At 28.6% G+C, this 17,270-nt stretch carries 14 protein-coding genes and 1 tRNA gene; 2 read left to right on the top strand and 13 right to left on the bottom strand.

From position 1 onward, the window contains the following. Position 1 precedes the first annotated feature (1 nt). On the bottom strand, positions 2 to 769 hold the full coding sequence (locus BN854_RS01640; RefSeq protein ID WP_026656129.1) for a Hachiman antiphage defense system protein HamA: 768 nt from the start codon (positions 767 to 769) through the stop codon (positions 2 to 4). A gap of 44 nt (positions 770 to 813) precedes the next feature. Beyond that, complete coding sequence (locus BN854_RS01635) at positions 814 to 1,731, bottom strand: tyrosine-type recombinase/integrase (RefSeq protein ID WP_026656120.1); 918 nt, start codon at positions 1,729 to 1,731, stop codon at positions 814 to 816. Between the two features lie 24 nt (positions 1,732 to 1,755). Between BN854_RS01635 and BN854_RS01630 the strand changes: the two genes are divergently transcribed. Beyond that, positions 1,756 to 2,904: a restriction endonuclease subunit S gene (locus tag BN854_RS01630; protein ID WP_026656113.1), complete on the top strand. Its 1,149-nt coding sequence runs from the start codon at positions 1,756 to 1,758 to the stop codon at positions 2,902 to 2,904. Here BN854_RS01630 and BN854_RS07920 read toward each other — a convergent pair. From BN854_RS07920 to BN854_RS01605, 5 genes are all read right to left on the bottom strand, one after another. Beyond that, entirely contained in the window at positions 2,897 to 3,136 is a 240-nt protein-coding gene (locus BN854_RS07920) for a restriction endonuclease subunit S domain-containing protein (RefSeq protein WP_193354442.1), read from the bottom strand. The two genes, BN854_RS01630 and BN854_RS07920, sit on opposite strands and share 8 nt — an antisense overlap. A gap of 363 nt (positions 3,137 to 3,499) precedes the next feature. Further along, positions 3,500 to 4,138 (bottom strand): restriction endonuclease subunit S, encoded by a 639-nt coding sequence (locus BN854_RS01620; protein WP_026656096.1) that lies wholly within the window; start codon positions 4,136 to 4,138, stop codon positions 3,500 to 3,502. A gap of 31 nt (positions 4,139 to 4,169) precedes the next feature. Next, positions 4,170 to 5,795, bottom strand: coding sequence for a type I restriction-modification system subunit M (locus BN854_RS01615; protein WP_026656089.1), 1,626 nt, complete (start codon positions 5,793 to 5,795; stop codon positions 4,170 to 4,172). A gap of 47 nt (positions 5,796 to 5,842) precedes the next feature. Then, entirely contained in the window at positions 5,843 to 8,917 is a 3,075-nt protein-coding gene (locus BN854_RS01610) for a type I restriction endonuclease subunit R (protein WP_026656083.1), read from the bottom strand. 8 nt (positions 8,918 to 8,925) lie between these two features. Further along, on the bottom strand, positions 8,926 to 9,516 hold the full coding sequence (locus tag BN854_RS01605) for a restriction endonuclease subunit S (RefSeq protein ID WP_026656075.1): 591 nt from the start codon (positions 9,514 to 9,516) through the stop codon (positions 8,926 to 8,928). A gap of 768 nt (positions 9,517 to 10,284) precedes the next feature. On the opposite strand from BN854_RS01605, the gene BN854_RS01600 reads away from it, so the two are divergent. Next, complete coding sequence (locus BN854_RS01600) at positions 10,285 to 10,818, top strand: helix-turn-helix domain-containing protein (protein WP_026656067.1); 534 nt, start codon at positions 10,285 to 10,287, stop codon at positions 10,816 to 10,818. 527 nt (positions 10,819 to 11,345) lie between these two features. Here the strand turns inward: BN854_RS01600 and BN854_RS01595 are convergent. The 6 genes from BN854_RS01595 to trhO form a co-directional block, all read right to left on the bottom strand. Then, a tRNA-Cys gene (locus BN854_RS01595) sits at positions 11,346 to 11,419 on the bottom strand. Between the two features lie 91 nt (positions 11,420 to 11,510). Next, positions 11,511 to 12,659: a glycerate kinase gene (locus tag BN854_RS01590; RefSeq protein WP_407921728.1), complete on the bottom strand. Its 1,149-nt coding sequence runs from the start codon at positions 12,657 to 12,659 to the stop codon at positions 11,511 to 11,513. Between the two features lie 8 nt (positions 12,660 to 12,667). After that, positions 12,668 to 13,969 (bottom strand): GntP family permease, encoded by a 1,302-nt coding sequence (locus BN854_RS01585; protein ID WP_026656052.1) that lies wholly within the window; start codon positions 13,967 to 13,969, stop codon positions 12,668 to 12,670. Between the two features lie 100 nt (positions 13,970 to 14,069). Next, positions 14,070 to 15,209: a CdaR family transcriptional regulator gene (locus BN854_RS01580; protein ID WP_026655885.1), complete on the bottom strand. Its 1,140-nt coding sequence runs from the start codon at positions 15,207 to 15,209 to the stop codon at positions 14,070 to 14,072. Between the two features lie 77 nt (positions 15,210 to 15,286). Beyond that, the gene (locus BN854_RS01575) at positions 15,287 to 16,120 is read right to left on the bottom strand and encodes a hypothetical protein (protein WP_026655884.1); all 834 of its coding nucleotides are present in this window, start codon (positions 16,118 to 16,120) and stop codon (positions 15,287 to 15,289) included. 61 nt (positions 16,121 to 16,181) lie between these two features. After that, positions 16,182 to 17,123: an oxygen-dependent tRNA uridine(34) hydroxylase TrhO gene (gene trhO / locus BN854_RS01570; protein WP_026655881.1), complete on the bottom strand. Its 942-nt coding sequence runs from the start codon at positions 17,121 to 17,123 to the stop codon at positions 16,182 to 16,184. Positions 17,124 to 17,270: the final 147 nt, after the last annotated feature.

The raw sequence follows: 17,270 nt of genomic DNA, 5'->3' as shown, positions 1-17,270 counted from the left end.
TTTATCCCTCCAAATATTTCATAAAATCATCGTAAATATGATTATCAAAACATATTACTATAATTTCTTTGAATGTATATTTTTCCACTATTTTAACTATAGCTTTCTTTAAATCTTCATTAGTCTGATTATTATAGATATATAAAGTTGAAACCGGAATAATATTATATTCTGATGCAGTCCTAAATTCTCCTCTAGAATATTCTACAGATATTAGTCGTATTATTTTTATTAAACCTTTATTGTAATTATCTCTCGCTGCTTTGATATGATGAACAGCATTTCTAAACGGATCATTATTAGTTCTTCCTAAAATTTTATCATTTAAATCTGTAACCGCTCTTTTAATATTATCACTATGCAGATTTTCACTAGTTTCACTCGATTTACTTTCTGCAATCCAAAATGATTTTTTTTTCGTATATAATCCATCAAAACCTTTTTTTAGTGAATTTTCTTCTAAATTACTAAAGAGACATTCTCTAGTAAATTCAAGTTGTTGTAAGAATAAATGCATGAAAAACTCAGCTATGGAACCTATTCGTTGCTTTTTTGTTTTAGATTTAAGAAATGACAGTATTCTTTTTTTTGTATATTCAATATCATATTGAGTGTCTCCTTCAGAAATACTAATAAGGTTTTCATCTATAATTCTTTTATATTTAATAAAATCCTTTATCATAATCTTATAAATAATTAATTTTTTAACTATTCCTGAAGTATCTATAAAACTGACTTCATCATTTTCATAATCCATTTTCAATCCCATACAATCTTCTCCCTTTAATTTGATTTTTACTACTTTAAACAAACTCAATTATTTATATACTTGAATGCTTTTTCAATTGTTTTCTTCTTTTGCTCATCATTAGGATGTACATATAAATTCAATGTTGTAGCAATATTGGAATGCCCTAAGATTGCACTGACAGTTTTAACATCAGCCTTTGACTCAATCAATCTAGTAGCAAAACTATGTCTAGTTGAATGAAACTTTATTTGTGGCAATCCTAATTTTTTTAGAATATTTTTATAATAGACTCTATATGTTCTAGGTTCTATTGGTTTATCTAAATTACTAATAACGTAAAAATCCTCATTAACAATTTTTTTTAATGGTTTAATAAACTTAACTAGTAATTTACACATAGGTATCGTTCTTATAGATTTATCCGTTTTGCAAGACTCTTCTATAATTCTAGTCTTTCCATCTTGGTAGATTCTTTGTACTGTTCTACTTATTGAAATAGTATTATTAATTATGTCTATATCTGACCATTTTATTGCTGATACTTCTCCAATTCTAATACCAGTATATAAACATATTAACAATCCTAAATTCTTAAAATCAAAGTTATCATTTAGATAATCAGTTAGTTTTTTTTGCTCTATCTTAGTAAATACTGAAACTTTATTTTCCTTTATATTTTTAGGATATATAAGGTCGAACTGTTGTATTAAGCAATATTCTTTTTTGGCACCCATTTTTAATACCATTTTAATAACTACTACTAAGTCTCTAACCGTTTTGCTATTCAATGTTTCTGATTTTATATAAATAAATTTTTGAACTAAATCTTCATTAATATCATGCAAATAAAAATTATCAAAAAAATCACTTAAATGATTGTTTATCATTAAATCATAAACACAGTAGGATGATATCTTTACCTGTTTCATCTTTTCTTCTTTCCAAATATTTATAAAATCTCTAAATCTAATTTTTCTCATATTATCTTCTCCTTGTCTATTTGATTGTACCAAATAAGAAGAAAATTAATCCTTAATGTTCCACATTTAAGATTTCCTGAATTTACAGGTGAATGGAGAAGTATTTCTTTAAATAAGTTTGCACAAATAAACAATCATAGTACCAAACTAGAAGAATATTTTCACTACATTGATTTAGAGTCCGTAGAAAAAGGCGTTTTATTAAACCAAAAAACAATCAATAAAAACGAAGCCCCTAGCAGAGCTCAGCGCGTCTTAACTCGAGGAGACATACTATACCAAACAGTTAGGCCCTATCAATTCAATAATTTGTTTTTTGATATTTCAAGCGGCGAACAATACGTGGCTTCTACAGGTTACGCAGTATTAAGAACAAAAGAAAATCCAAGGTTTTTATATCATTTGATGAATACTCCGACTTTTAACAAGAAAGTAATGTTAAGATCAACAGGAACAAGCTATCCAGCAATAAATTCGACAGATTTGTCAACAATAAAAATCATGGTCCCTTCAATACCGGAACAAGATAAGATTTCAGAACTGCTCACATTAATAGATAAAAAGATTGAAGTACAAAGGAAACTCATTGATTTATACAAATCCTTAATTAAATCACTTAATGATGATTTATATTATGCTACATCAGAGGATATTTTCAAATTGAAAAATATTATATTACCATTACAGACAAAAGAAATTATAAATGATAATTATTTGGAAATTGGGGATATTAATATTTTAACTGGAACTTATAGAGTTGATCCCAATAAAAAATATGTTTTTGGGGCACAAAAGGGTTATTGTAACAATTTAATTATTTCCACTATTAGACCAAATAGAGGAGCAGTCACTATACTAAAAGAGGATATAATGATTAGTTCAGCACTGTTGCAATTAAATATTGTGAAAAACTACAGCCTGAAATTTATCAAGGAGTATCTAAGAATGCCAAAAGTGTTACATGATTTTTCAAACTTGAGTTTTGGTTCAGCATATCCAACTATATCTAAGAGTGACTTAATAAATTATAAAATACCCAGATTAGAATCTATAGAGTTTGAATTAAAATCTAGAATTGTTTCTAGAGTTTCAGATTCATTAGATTATTTACATGCTAATATTAAAAAACATATCTTATTAAAGGAATATATGTTAAAAAAACTTTTTATATGAATAACTTATCTAAAAGATATTTTTTTAATCGCAAAAAATCATTATATGCCTCAAATGAATTATTAATAAGTCTTATCATATGTTTAGTTAGAACAGATATTTTCTTTTGAATTTTAATACTAGGCACGGGAACTTCAATATTAAGTAGATCTTCAGGTGAAACAGCCATTCTTTCATATATTGAACCTTGTTGATACTTAAGTGATTTATTTATGAATTTTTTTGATGTCATGAGCATTTCGATGTAATTCGCATTATAGTCATCGTTTACCTTAAATGTCACATATATTGGAGAGAATATAGCATCTTTATAGTTGTTTCTAGTAATAACCCCAAATTTTAAGTTTGCAGGATTATACGCAATATCGTCATATCGACAAATTTTATATTTTTTTCCTTTTTCAAGAACTAAAAAATCACGATTATACTGTTCAGTTTTAGGAACAACGCCTTCTTTTGTTAGACTAACATGCTCATATTCTTTGCCTTTCTCTTCGTATTCTTTTCTTTCCGTAAGAATTTCACTTAACTTAGTATTTATACTAATAGTGGAGATAAGCGAAAATATTTTATTGCTAAGTGATTTAATTAAGGATTATTTTCCATAAATCCACTTAATTAAGGATTCATACTTATTAATGAGTTTCCTTTGTGAATCAATATTATTATCTATAAGTCTTAATAATTTTGCTATTTTACATTGTTCCCTCAATGTTGGAAGTGAAATATTTAATTGACTCAATGAGCCACCGCTCGTAAGGGCTCTGGTGGTGATTGAACTATGTTTTATTATTTCTTTCCTAACTGCACCAGATCTAAAGTAGTATCCACTAAATGAATTTTCAAAAATACCATCGATTGGTCTTCCTCTAAGGATAAAACCACTGAAAACTCCTTTTGGAACATCTTCCAACAAAGATGCTGATAAACCAATTTCATCTGAAGTTTCTGATGTTCTCGTAAAGAAAACGTCACCTTTCATGATTTGAAAATTTTTCATCTCGTTATCTGTAACTGTAACTACCCCTTTGATCATAGATGAAACAATATTTTCATTTTTATTTATGTCCATATAATTCACAATTGGAGTTCCGGCTCCAAAGAATTCTTTACCCTTATTTAAACCATTTTTAAAAGTCATTATATTTCCTAAGCGATATTTTACCCATTCATCTGTAAACTCAGAAAATCTCAAATGTGGAACATTAAGGATTTTTTTATCACTTTTATTCATTAATTCTTACCTCTCTTAAAATATTCATATCTTATTTACCGTTACTCTTCAATAAATCTAACACTTTTTTAAGTTCAGCATCCATCTCATCATTAGTTCCAGTTAGTTCTTTTAACATACTATAAAATTCCTTTGAACTTTCTTCCAGTTCTTTTTCCAACTTAAGAATTTCTCCTACTATTTCTGAAATGGGTTCCATTTCTTCTTCTTCAAAAGTATCAACATATCGTGGAATGTTTAGATTGTAATCATTTTTCTTTATTTCATCTAAAGAGGCAACATATGAGAATTTATCTTTATTAATTCGGTCGCTATAAGTATCAATAATTGATTTAATATGATCTGGACTCAATTTGCTTTGATTTTTTTCTTTATCAAATTCTTTTGATGCGTCAATAAATAAAATATCTGTCGTATTTCTAAGTTCTCTTCCTTTAAAAACTAATACACATGTTGGAATGCTAGTTCCATAGAATAAATTTGCTGGAAGTCCAATAACAGCATCTAATAAATTATTATCAATTATATTTTTTCTAATTTTACCTTCTGATGCTCCTCTAAATAAAACTCCATGAGGTAAAACAATAGCCATAGTTCCTTTGCTATCTAGATGGTATATTCCATGAAGAATAAATGCGTAGTCTGCTTTTGAGGCTGGTGCAACTCCATATTCTTTAAATCTTGGATCTTTTTCACGAGCTATTGTCTTAATTTCCCAGTTTTGAGAGTATGGGGGATTCGCTACTACTGCATCAAATTTAAGTGGTATTTCAATTCCATCTTTTTTATCAAATGGCCAGTCAGTTTGCAAAGTATCTGCACGTTTTAGATACATATTCCGATAATTAACTCCATGCATCATTAAGTTCATTCTTGCCAAGTTATAAGTAGTAGTATTTAATTCTTGCCCATAAAATTCAACGCTTCCTTTTTTGCTTCCAAATGATAATTCTTTTTGCACAGTTAATAGTAAAGATCCTGAACCCATTGTAGGGTCATATACTCTAAATTGACTCCCATCGTCTTTAGCGTTTAAAGTTACTATTTTAGCTAGTATTTGACTTACCTCATGCGGCGTATAAAACTCTCCACCTTTTTTTCCTGCGTTAGCAGCAAACTGACCAATCAAGTATTCATAAACATCACCTAAAATATCGCGCCCTGATTCATCCTTAAAATCAAATTCATTAATCATAATAACAATATCATTAAGAGCTTTAGCTCTTTCATTGGTACTTGATCCTAAACGGGTATCTCCTAAGTTAACATCAGAAAAAACATTTGCAAAATCTGCTTCTGCAATTTCATTTCTTTTAGCATTTTTATTGAAATCATCAAACATATCTTGGAAATCACTAGCTTTGATTTTGTGATTTTCAATTTTTGAAACTATACTTTTCCAAGTATATTTTGGATTAATTGCATAGCCTATGCCTCTACTAATTTCTTCTAAATAATCTTCTAGTTCACTATCATTTTTAACATTATAGAACTCTTCTAATCCATTACTAACTAAATAATCGTTTTGATTTTCTGATAAATATCTATAAAACATGAATGGTAAAATATAGTTTTTATACTCACTTGCATCCATTGTTCCTCTTAGTTTATTTGCCATTGCCCATAATTTGTTTTTTATTGAAGCTGCATTACTCATTTCTAGTTCCTCTACTTTCACCTTTTTTTGATATAGTTTTATTTAAATTACTCATTATTCTTAATTTCATCTGCAATTTTATAAAATTCTTTTCTAAGTTCAATTCTATACTTAACCCATGTTAATTTTGCAATATCTTTACTTGCAATGGAACTATAAGTATCTTTAGCACCATTCATAATAGCTGTAAACTCACCTTGTTTATCCAAGTCTTCTTGACCTATTTTATGCTTTTCCATTAATAAACTCAGATCCTTTGGTCCAATGCTATAATCAAGACCCCAGTCTCTAATAAATTGAGTTATTATGCTAATATTTTCATCTTTCTGCATTTTATTCATTGCTTCAGAAATAGCCTCAACATTAGCTTCTACAGGATAATTATCAAACTCAAACTCTTGAGAAAATATCTTAGATACAAATTTTCTAACTTTTCTTTTTTCACTTTCATTATTTGATTTAGCAACCTCAGAATCAATTTTTTCTTTAGTTATCTCTGCTTTATCCCATTCTGTCTTATAAACTTCATTAGCTAGTTGGGCAATAAGGTCTATTAAATAATCATAATCTATCCTTATTTCTCTTATATGTATCATTTCCAAATCTATTTCTGAGATATCTACATTTTCTTTTTTAGCTCTACTGCTTCTAAGTTCTGGTGCTAAAACAGTCGCAAGTATCAATTCTTTTTCTTCAGTCATACCGATTAAATTATAAAACTCTTCAGGATTATCATAAGCGGAAATTGGATTTTTATTATCATCTTCAGAATATTGTTTAAGCTTGCTTAATAAAATATTGTACTCTCTAATTTTACTAAAAAGTTCATTTTGTTCTCTCTCACTGGCTGGAACACGCTTAAAATCATTAGTCAAGTTTTTGAGTTCTTCAACTACTTCTTTTAATTCTTCTTTAGCATCACTAAAACTTTTTGAAATAATATTATCATTTTGATTACTGTTTCTATATTCATCTAATGTCAATTGTTTATTAGCAGAATCTTTATTAGAATATATTGCAAATGCTTTATTCATTTCTAACTCATTTTGATTAGGCCATCTATAATTAATAACATTTCCCCAAGGCTTATTTACTGCACTATGTATTCTATTTGTTCTAGAGTATGCTTGTATTAGGCTTGAGCCTTTTAATGTTCTATCAACATAAAGTGTGTTTAACTCTGGCGCATCAAAACCTGTTAATAGCTGATCTACAACTATAACTAAATCTAAATAGTTTCTGTCATCTATTGTCTTATTTAATCGACTGATCACATCATCTACATATGCCTTAACTGTACTCATATCAAAAACTGTTCCAAATATTTCATTATATGCACGGATAGCATAAAATAAATCATTATTGTTAGTAAGTTGATTATTTCCATTTGATGTATCTTGTGAGAAACTAATTGCAACTTTTATTTTATCTGCACCTGGTTTTTCTTTATTTCTCTTTTCAAATTCTCTAAAGTATTGCATAGCTCTAGGAATACTAGGTTTGTTTCCTCCAACATGTACTGTTAATAATGCATTATATTTCCTATCATTTGAACGTTTACGCCAATTGTTAAAAATATCCTCTACAACTAACTCTACATGCTCATCTTTTCTATCATATATGCTTTCCTTAATATTATCATCAATATCTTCATCAGAAGGATTTTCAGGCGCTTTAATAGTCTCTTTAAATTCAACATTGAAACCTAAGACATTCTTATCTGCAATAGCATCTTTAATTGTGTATGCATGTAATAGAGAACCAAAAACATCGCTAGTTTCAGGGAATTTAGGTGTTCCAGTATATCCTATCCATGCTGCAGTAGGATATTCACGTCTTATAGCCTCTAACATACCTTTGTTATCAGATCCATCACCTGTTGATCTATGAGCTTCATCAACTATAAATAAAATATTTTGTTTTCCTTTTTTCATGTCTTTTCTTAATGCATATCTAGACATTTTTTGAATGCTAGTAACAATTATATTTTTATCTGTTTTTCTATTTAGCTTATTATGTAAATCAGAAACATTAGCTGTATCACTAATTACACCACTTTTATCAGTCAATCCAGATATAGGGTCATAGGCTTTATAGGCATTAACTGTTTGATTAGTCAAAGCAATTCTATCAACCAAAAAAATAACCTTATCTACATTTGGTAGTTTACTAGTTAACCAAGCTGTTTTAAAACTTGTTATTGTTTTACCGCTTCCTGTTGTATGCCAAATATATCCTAGTTTTCCATCAGAAAAACTAAAATCGTGTTTTTTAACTAAATCTAATACTTTTTTAGTAGCATAAACTTGATACGGTCTCATAACTTTTATACACTCTTTATTTTTAGTACCATCTAAAATCATATATCTTGTCGCTAATTCATGAGCCATAGGTATTGACAATACTTTATCTGAAAATTCTTTCCAAGAACGAATTGGATTAGAGTCGTTTTCATTTTGCCAATTAAATGCAAATTCTTTATTAAACTGGTTTATTGTGGTATTTGCCATATACTTTATATCATATGGAGTCATTGCGATTAAAACTTGTAATGTTGAATATATTCCTTCATATTGTCTTTCCGAAATATACTGCTCCATTTGTGATAAAGAATCATTAGAATTATGTAATACTTTTTTTAACTCAATTTGTATAATAGGAAGTCCATTAATTAATAAGGTTACATCAAATCGTCTTTCTTGTCTTCCTGATATAACTGGTTTACTTACTATTTGATTTACAATTTGATAGACAGTCGATCCGCCACCTACTTGTGATTGATCAAAAACTGTTAAAAACACGTGTCTATCATCATCTAAACTTACCTCTATCTCTGATACTCCATTAACTCCATATAAGAATTGCCCAGCTTCATAAGGTGTCTTTATATTATTAATTACTTTTTTAACTTGATTAAATTCTTGTTTAGAAAGAGGTTTATTCAATCTTGCCTGGTTATTTTTCTCAAGTATATTTTTAAAGTTATCCCATAACTGATCAATATTATTTATTTCCTTTTTATACTCCCACTGCTTAACTCCACCTATATTAGTTAAGTAGTCTATAACTTCTTGTTCAAACTCTAACTCTGTTACACTTTTTATATTTTTTTGACTTATCATTTCCCTATTTACTCCTTCTTTTTATTTATTTCATCATTATCAAAAAATTTCTCTAGTAAATTATATGTTGTTTTTTCTATAAGTTCTGCATATTTATATGATTTTCTTTTTATATCTATCATTTTTAAATATAAATCAACTATTTTCTGTTGTGTTCCTATATCAGGAAGTGGCAATTCAATGTCATTTAGAATTGTAGCTGTAATTCTTTGAACCCCTGTCGTTTGTGCCAGTCGTTCCTTTTCTTTTTTGATAGTCTTATTCATATTAAACAAATAAATAAAATATCCTTTTAAAATCAAGCGCTCGTTACAATTCACTTTGATAAAGTTAATTGTTAAGATTTTATTTGCAGTATGTTCACTGACAACTGTAGCAAGTTGTGATGAGGTGCTAATAAGTACATCACCAGTCTGTGTGTACATCTTTCCTGATTTATTACCCTCGCTAGATAAAACATCTAAATTCCTCTCATTCAAATGCTCATAGTCATATTCAAATGTTGTTTTATCATAAAACTCATCTATATCATGATCTATTTCAATTCTTGCTTGGTTAGTTCCAAAAACTAATTCTACTAAATCCTTGACTTTAGCCATTCAACTCACTACCTTCTTATTTTTATTCACATCTTACTACTATAATAAACTAAATAGTATTATTTGTCAACGATTTTTTGAAATATGTTTATATTTCTTAAAATTAGATTTTTTATAAAAAAGAACCAATTATTACTAATCAGTTCTTTATCTATACAAAACGTAACTCTTTATCTCATAATCTTCAGATCTAACAAATCTTAAGTTATAGTAAAAAGCATTTGACACTTTATGAAGTTTATCAGTTTGTAGAAATATCCATCTAACTTGATATTTATTACTTTTTCAGTAGAGTGCCTTCAATTTCATTTATTTCTACTATGCTTAATACCAAAACACCTTGAATAAATAAAACAGTTTCTTTATTTATCCCTCTCTTAGCTATCTCTGCTGATTTCTCAACATGAAATACAGTTATTACAGCATTTAATTTTTTTTGCTTTTAGTAATTTATACTTACCATTATTATACAAAGACAAAACTGAATCCAAATATAATGCTTTACGCTGTTTTTCATTAATATTTTTTTTACAACTCTGCAAATAGCATTTAAAATTATAACTGATTTTTCAGTTTAAGTAGAAAACTTAATATTACTTATATTTTTTAGTATTAACTTTATCTTTGACAAGTGTTATTAAATAAATTTTATCAACAGATCAAAATTAAACTGCTTCCTATGTCCATTTTTTGACTCCCTTGTCTATTTTAATTATGCAACTTTCAAGTTATAATTGAACTATAAAACAAGCAAGGAGGTATATACATATGGGGATTGATAAAATTATATTTGAAAAGCGAAGAGAGCTGAGTCTCACTCAACAAGAATTGGCTCATAAATTAGGTGTTACTGATAAATCTGTATATAGATGGGAAAAAGGTATTTCTAGTCCCGATATTCATTCATTAAAAAGATTATCAGAAATCTTTGATATACCAATGGATACATTTTATAGTGAAATTAAAATAGAACCTATAAACGAAGAGCCACTAAATACTTCAATTATTAATAAGTTCATTACTTTATCAATCATTTCAATAGGTTTATTATTTATTAGTTGTGTATCATTATTGGTTGCATTCTTCATGCCATATAGAAGTAATATTTCTTTTATTTTTCAGTACATAGGCATTACATTAGCCATAATTTCAATAATTATTTTTATTATTACTTATTTAACTTTTACCTTAAGTTATAAAACAAAAAAACTTCAAAATAATTATAGAAGAATAAAGTTATGTTATCTAGTTATTTTTTGTATACTTTTTATAGTTATAGGTCTAATTATAGTTGTTTTATAAGATAGATTTTCAACTATTCAATATCAACTTGTAATCTAATTTCCATAAATTACTCTAACTTAATTGCCACGTACTGATCATACTTTTATTACATGCTTAAATTTAATTTAACCAATAAAAAAAACTTTTTAATCAAAAGAAGTTTTTATATGGATTCCGTAGACAGAATTTCATCTCTATTGAGAATTCTTCAATACCACATGTTAGGTCAAGTATTAAAGTTCTGCTTCTCGTGCACTTTCATGACGAGTCCCCTTTTTAGACATGTCAAGGTACGGGTTTTATAGCTTATAAATCCTAATTTAGTAACTGTGTTATACTTTAAGGGAAAACCTTATCTACAATAGATGTGTACTTTATTAAGATTCAAAGTACTAAACTACACTCACCTTTAATCATTATTTTACTAATGACGCCGAAACTCTAACTATTTCGACAGGTACTATATTAATGGCTTTATGCCTTTAATGTTAATTTCAATCGCTAGTTTAAAAACTAATTATCTAAATCTTTCATTAAATAATAAATGGAGGCCCCGAACGGATTTGAACCGATGATCAAGCTTTTGCAGAGCCATGCCTTACCACTTGGCTACGGGGCCATCTTAAACAGCCATTTTATTATATCGTTTTATCTTTATCTTGTCAATCCTATTTAAAAATATAAGCCAGTATTTAAACTGGCTTACACATTTATAATTTTATTTTTAAAGCTCTTGCCACATTAATTGATGTTCTAACTAAACTTTCTTCTGCTTTAGCTATAATATCTTCAAGCTGTGCAACCTCTTCTATTGTACCAAATATCGCATCAAAGCCCTTTTCATATAATGCTTCGATATCTTTACCTAAAGTACCTGCGATTGCTACTACAGGTAATTTAGGATTAGCTTTTTTAGCTGCTTGTGCAACTCCAAAGGGTGCTTTACCATATTGAGTTTGATAGTCTATTCCACCTTCACCTGTGATACATAAATCTGCATCTTTTAATTCATTTACTAATTTAACATAATCAACAACTATATCAATACCTTTTTGCATCTTGGAATTAGTGAATACTAATAGTCCTGCACCTAATCCACCTGCAGCACCTGTTCCAGGCACATCTGCAACATCTTTGCCTAATTGTTTTTTAATTAGATCTGCATAATGTCTTAAATTAGCATCTAGAGTTAAGATCATTTCTGGTGTTGCCCCTTTTTGTGGGCCAAAAACATATGAAGCGCCTGTTTTTCCACATAGTGGATTAGTAACATCTGATGCAATAATGATTTCTGTTTGATATACCTTAGGATCAACCCCTGAAATATCAATCTTAGCTAGTTGTGAAAGTCCTCCACCACCTCGTGGAATATCTTTACCTTTACTATCTAAGAATTTAACACCTAAGGCTTCTGCCATACCAGCACCACCATCATTTGTAGCACTACCACCAATACCTATAATAATCTTTTTAACGCCACTATCAATACATGCTTTAATTAATTCTCCAGTACCGTAGGTTGTAGTTATAAGAGGGTTTTTAGTATCTTTATTAACATATCCGATACCACTTGCCTCAGCCATTTCTATAACACCTGTAATACCATCACCTAAAATACCATATTTAGCTTTTACTTTATTTCCTAGTGGTCCTACAACTTCTAATTCTTTTAATTTACCATTAGTAGCATCTACTAATGATTGAACTGTTCCTTCACCACCATCTGCCATTGGTACTAATACATATTTAGCATCTGGAAAAACTTGTTTAAATCCTTTTTGTATAGATTGACTTACTTGTTTTGCTGTTAAGCTTCCTTTAAATGAATCTGGAGCGATAACTATTTTCATATTTTTAATTTCCTTTCTTAGAAGATAAAGTTAATAGCAACTGCAACAATAGTCATTGTTAGACCTACTAATGCTTCAAACCCTACCACTTTGAATCTTTCTTTAATACTCATATTCATACTACCGCCTGTAACGTGGAAGTAATTACCATGAGGTAGGTGGTCAATAACGGTTGCTCCTGTATGCATCATAACAGCTGCGTTAACTGGATTAGTTCCTACCCCTAAGATAGCATCTTTAAATCCTGTAATACCTACTGATACCCCTGCTGATGTTGAAGCTAATGCTCCACCCATTAAAATACCTGCAATCGGTGCTATAAAGTCTCCTGAGATACCTGATTGAGTAATAATATTTGTAATTTGTAGCCCTAAGTCTGATTTAGAAATAAGTCCACCTAAAGCACCCGCACCAATTAAGATCATTACAGTTCCTGTCATTCTATTTAATCCGTTTGTAGTATACTTAATTAAATTTTTTCTTTGTCCCATCACAAGAATTCCAATGATACCTGAAATAGGTAAGATGTACATTGCGTCTAATGAAATACTCTTAATAAAGTCATTATTAGCAATATCACCAATTGGTCCTAGCAATAATAGAACAATTGCGATAATTGGAGCTACTAATGATTTAGCAAGACTTGGTAATTCTTTATTATCTGCTTCAACTAAATCTGAATCTTTAACTTCCATATGTCCTTTTTTAGAAAGGAACATCGCAAGTATAATAGCTACTGCTAATCCAAATAAAGCTGGAATAAAGGCATTAACCATAGCTTGTCCTAAGGTAATATTAAATCCTTCTGCAGCAGCAATCGTATTAGGGTTAGGAGAAATAACATTTCCTGCCTTACCTCCACCAGATAATGCTACTAATAAAGCTAGTTTTGATATATTACTCTTTTTACCTACTGATAAAGCAATTGGGGCAACAATCAATACTGCTACTGGAATAAACACACCTACTGCAGTTAAAATCATGGTTGTTACTGCTAGAGCTGCTAGTGCCCATTTTTCGCCAAATCCTTTAACCATACTTCTTGCGATAGATTCAGCGGCACCTGTTTCCATCATCGCACCTGCTAAAACCCCTGCGGCAATAATTCTTACAACTGTCCCCATAACACTTTGAGTACCACCTGTAATAATTAATACTACTTCTTTAAAACTAAACGCTTTATAATCACCAATTAAGGCACCTATTATAATTCCTATTAAAGCACCTGAGAATAGTGAAAATACTGGATGCACTTTTTTTAAAATAAGAAAAATTGCAAGTGCTAATCCTAGGATTGCTCCTATCCAACTGATTGTCATTTTTAATTCCTCCTTGGCTTATTTTTTATACTTATATTATAGTCAATTGACTGATTGTAAATATATATTTCGTAAGACAAAAGAAAGCGGTTTATTTTGTTTAGTAAAACAAATTATTATAAAATTCTAATAAGATGACAAATACACTTGAATCTTTTAAACTTCTTGGATCATGTCCTGTTTTATCTTTAATATTTTTAAGTTGATACTGTAAGGTATTTGGATGAATATTTAAATACTCTGCTGTTTTCTTTAAGGAACCTTCATGTTGATAATATGCGTTTAAAAGATGAATAATTTCAGTTTTTTCTTTATCGTTGAAATTTTTCATCACTTTATTAATATATTGTTCCTGTTGGTAGGGAGAAATAATTGAGGTAAGTGTTTGTAAAGACAAATCACTATACATAATAATCATCTTATTAGGATGTCTTAAGGCTTGTTGTAAGGAAAGTTTAGCAGTCTTTTTTTGTTCTTTTGGTAATAAATTTAAATCTTTTGTGCCAATGCCAATAGAAAGAATCACATTATATTTTAGTTCTATTTCCTTTTTAAATGTTCTAGCAAATACTAAAGTAGCTTCATTTTCAGTATGAGTTGTTAAAATCGTGTAAGTAGGCTTATCGTTTAAAACTAATGCTTCTGCATCTAGTCCATAAATCTTTTTAAATAGTTCTTGCTCAATACTTTCTAAATACATCATTTCATCGTATGGGCTCAACTTTTCTTTTAATTCTAAAAAAAGCATTACAAATCTTCTTTTAATTTTTAAATTAATAGCTAATTCATTGCCTCTTTCACTTAATTCATTTGATGTTTTATCTGAGTTAATCCATTCATTTAAAAAATATTGTTTCATACTGCTAATAACTTGTTTCTGTTCTTTAAGAAAAGTTTCTAACATAAATATTTCTACCATTCGTTTAATTAATTTACCATATTTAGAAACTGCTTCATAGGGTCCTGTAATCCCTATAACCCCAATAATTTTATTATCTAGTATAATGGGGAAATTAATCCCTCTTTTTGTTCCTATATACTGATTATCATCTAATACAATAACTTCTTCTAGTTTCTCATCTATAATCTTTTTAGCAGCTTCATGAAATGTATTTACTCTTAAAGGATCACTACTTGCGATAATGATTGCTTCTTCATTCATAACATTAATTTTTTCATCTATAATCACATTTAATTCTTTAACGATTTGTCGTGCGGTCTGTTTCGACAATCTTTTCATATCTTTAGCACTTCCTTTTCTTTATTTTACCTTAAAAATTAAAAAAGTCACTCAATAGTGACTTTCATAAATTGTTTTTATTCTTCTAGATAATCATCTAAAAGTTCTTTTACATTATCAATGATATTAGTTAATTCATTAGAAATCTTTGTCTCTAAATCTAAGAAATTAAGGTCTTTTAATGGTTTTAAATATGTATATTTGAATAATTCATCCATTCTAGAAATAGAAACCATTACTTTATTTCTAGTAATTTTAATAGTTATTTTACTTTTTTCATTTCTTTTAATACTCTTGAAAAACTGATAAACTTGTAGGTCTGTTATGGTATCTTTTATTTCTCCATCTACATATTTAATAATCTTGTTTTTTTCTAATGGTAATTTAACCATCTTTTTTACTCGATTATATTTATTATCTGTAAATATTGTATGTAAGTGGCTATTCTTTAATCCTAGTTCATAAATACGTCCTGAAAAAACAACTGATGTACTATTACCACTTGTCACAGTAGCAAACGCATCATACATATCATATTCAACGTTTTCGTAAGTTCCACTAAGATTATTTTTAAGTTTAAGTCCTGTATAGTTTGGGATAATGCCTAGTTTTTTATATTCTTTTGTGTCTACTTCTTTAACACTTTCAAATTTTTCAATAAAGTCAGCATTACTTAATATTTTTCCAATATAGGCGATATAGGCTTTTTCTATTTTTTTATGTCTTTTACTTACTAATACCATTAAACAAATATAAGGGATATTAAAAATAATTAGAAAACTAATCCCTATAACATATATTTGGTTTACTAAAAGAAATATGCCAATACCGATAACTATGATTTCAAAAAGTATGGATATCCATAAAATAAGATTTACTTTAGATTTTTCTTCATTTAATTTTTTTATCATGATTTTTCCTCTCTAAAATAAAAAGGTAACTTTTTAGTTACCTCTATCATATCATAAACTCTTAGATTAAGCTTAATCTTTTTTCTACTTCTTCTTGGGATAAAACATTTTTAATTACGTATCTGTTTCTAGGGTGTCTTCTACATTCATCACAACAAGCCCCTAAATACTTAGCTTCGTTTTCTTCACTTGTAATAATTTGCTTATTACATTCTGGATTAGAACAGTTAATATATCTTTCACAAGGCGTACCATCAAAATAGTCTTTACCTACTATAACATGTTCTATTTTATTAATCGGCACAGATATTCTTTTATCAAATACGTACATTTGACCATCCCATAAAGCACCTTTTACTTTAGGATCTTTTCCATAAGTTGCAATCCCTCCATGAAGTTGATTCACATCTTCATGTCCTTCTTGTTTTAACCAACCAGAAAACTTTTCACAACGAACCCCACCTGTACAATAAGTTAAGATTTTTTTATCTTTTAGAATTTCTTCATTTTCTTTAATCCAATTTGGGAGTTCTCTGAAATTACTAATATCTGGTCTCACTGCGTTTCTAAAATGACCTAAATCATATTCATAGTCATTTCTAGCATCAATGACAACTGTATCTTCATCTTGCATATATTGATAGAATTCCTCTGGTGTTAAGTAATTACCTGTAAGTTCTAATGGATTTACATCATTTTCTAATTTTAGATTAACAAGTTCATCTTTTACTCTAACAAATATTTTATCAAATGCATGTCCATCTTCTTCATCGATTTTAAACATTGTATTTTTAAATCTTTCATCACTTCTTAAATGTTTGATATAAGCATCTGTTTGCTCAACTGTTCCAGATAAAGTACCATTAATACCTTCTTTTGAAACTAAGATTCTTCCTAAAACCCCTAATTCTTTACAAAATTTTAAGTGTTCTTCTTTAAAAGTTTCTGGATCTTCTATATGAACATATTGATAATATAACAATACGCGATAGTCTTTACTCATTTTAATCATCCTTCTTTTTATAAACTACTTACAATCTTAACTAAAATACACTTTTTTCTCAAATAGTTTGCTTAGGAAACTGTTGGTTGCTTGAAAGTATTTTATAAATACTTTATACTATTATTAAAGAAAAGCGAGGTGGCTTTT

This window comes from Alteracholeplasma palmae J233 (assembly GCF_000968055.1).
Taxonomy (GTDB): Bacteria; Bacillota_I; Bacilli_A; order Acholeplasmatales; family Acholeplasmataceae; genus Alteracholeplasma; species Alteracholeplasma palmae.
This window is presented reverse-complemented; position numbering and strand designations above follow the sequence as displayed.

Bases quoted from the DNA above. Each gene is read 5' to 3' on its own strand.
- BN854_RS07920 (WP_193354442.1), bottom strand. From the start codon at position 3,136: ATGACATCAAAAAAATTCATAAATAAATCACTTAAGTATCAACAAGGT.
- BN854_RS01610 (WP_026656083.1), bottom strand. From the start codon at position 8,917: ATGATAAGTCAAAAAAATATAAAAAGTGTAACAGAGTTAGAGTTTGAA.
- BN854_RS01605 (WP_026656075.1), bottom strand. From the start codon at position 9,516: ATGGCTAAAGTCAAGGATTTAGTAGAATTAGTTTTTGGAACTAACCAA.
- BN854_RS01580 (WP_026655885.1), bottom strand. From the start codon at position 15,209: ATGAAAAGATTGTCGAAACAGACCGCACGACAAATCGTTAAAGAATTA.
- BN854_RS01600 (WP_026656067.1), top strand. From the start codon at position 10,285: ATGGGGATTGATAAAATTATATTTGAAAAGCGAAGAGAGCTGAGTCTC.
- BN854_RS01585 (WP_026656052.1), bottom strand. From the start codon at position 13,969: ATGACAATCAGTTGGATAGGAGCAATCCTAGGATTAGCACTTGCAATT.
- BN854_RS01635 (WP_026656120.1), bottom strand. From the start codon at position 1,731: ATGAGAAAAATTAGATTTAGAGATTTTATAAATATTTGGAAAGAAGAA.
- BN854_RS01615 (WP_026656089.1), bottom strand. From the start codon at position 5,795: ATGAGTAATGCAGCTTCAATAAAAAACAAATTATGGGCAATGGCAAAT.
- BN854_RS01640 (WP_026656129.1), bottom strand. From the start codon at position 769: ATGGGATTGAAAATGGATTATGAAAATGATGAAGTCAGTTTTATAGAT.
- BN854_RS01620 (WP_026656096.1), bottom strand. From the start codon at position 4,138: ATGAATAAAAGTGATAAAAAAATCCTTAATGTTCCACATTTGAGATTT.
- trhO (WP_026655881.1), bottom strand. From the start codon at position 17,123: ATGAGTAAAGACTATCGCGTATTGTTATATTATCAATATGTTCATATA.
- BN854_RS01575 (WP_026655884.1), bottom strand. From the start codon at position 16,120: ATGATAAAAAAATTAAATGAAGAAAAATCTAAAGTAAATCTTATTTTA.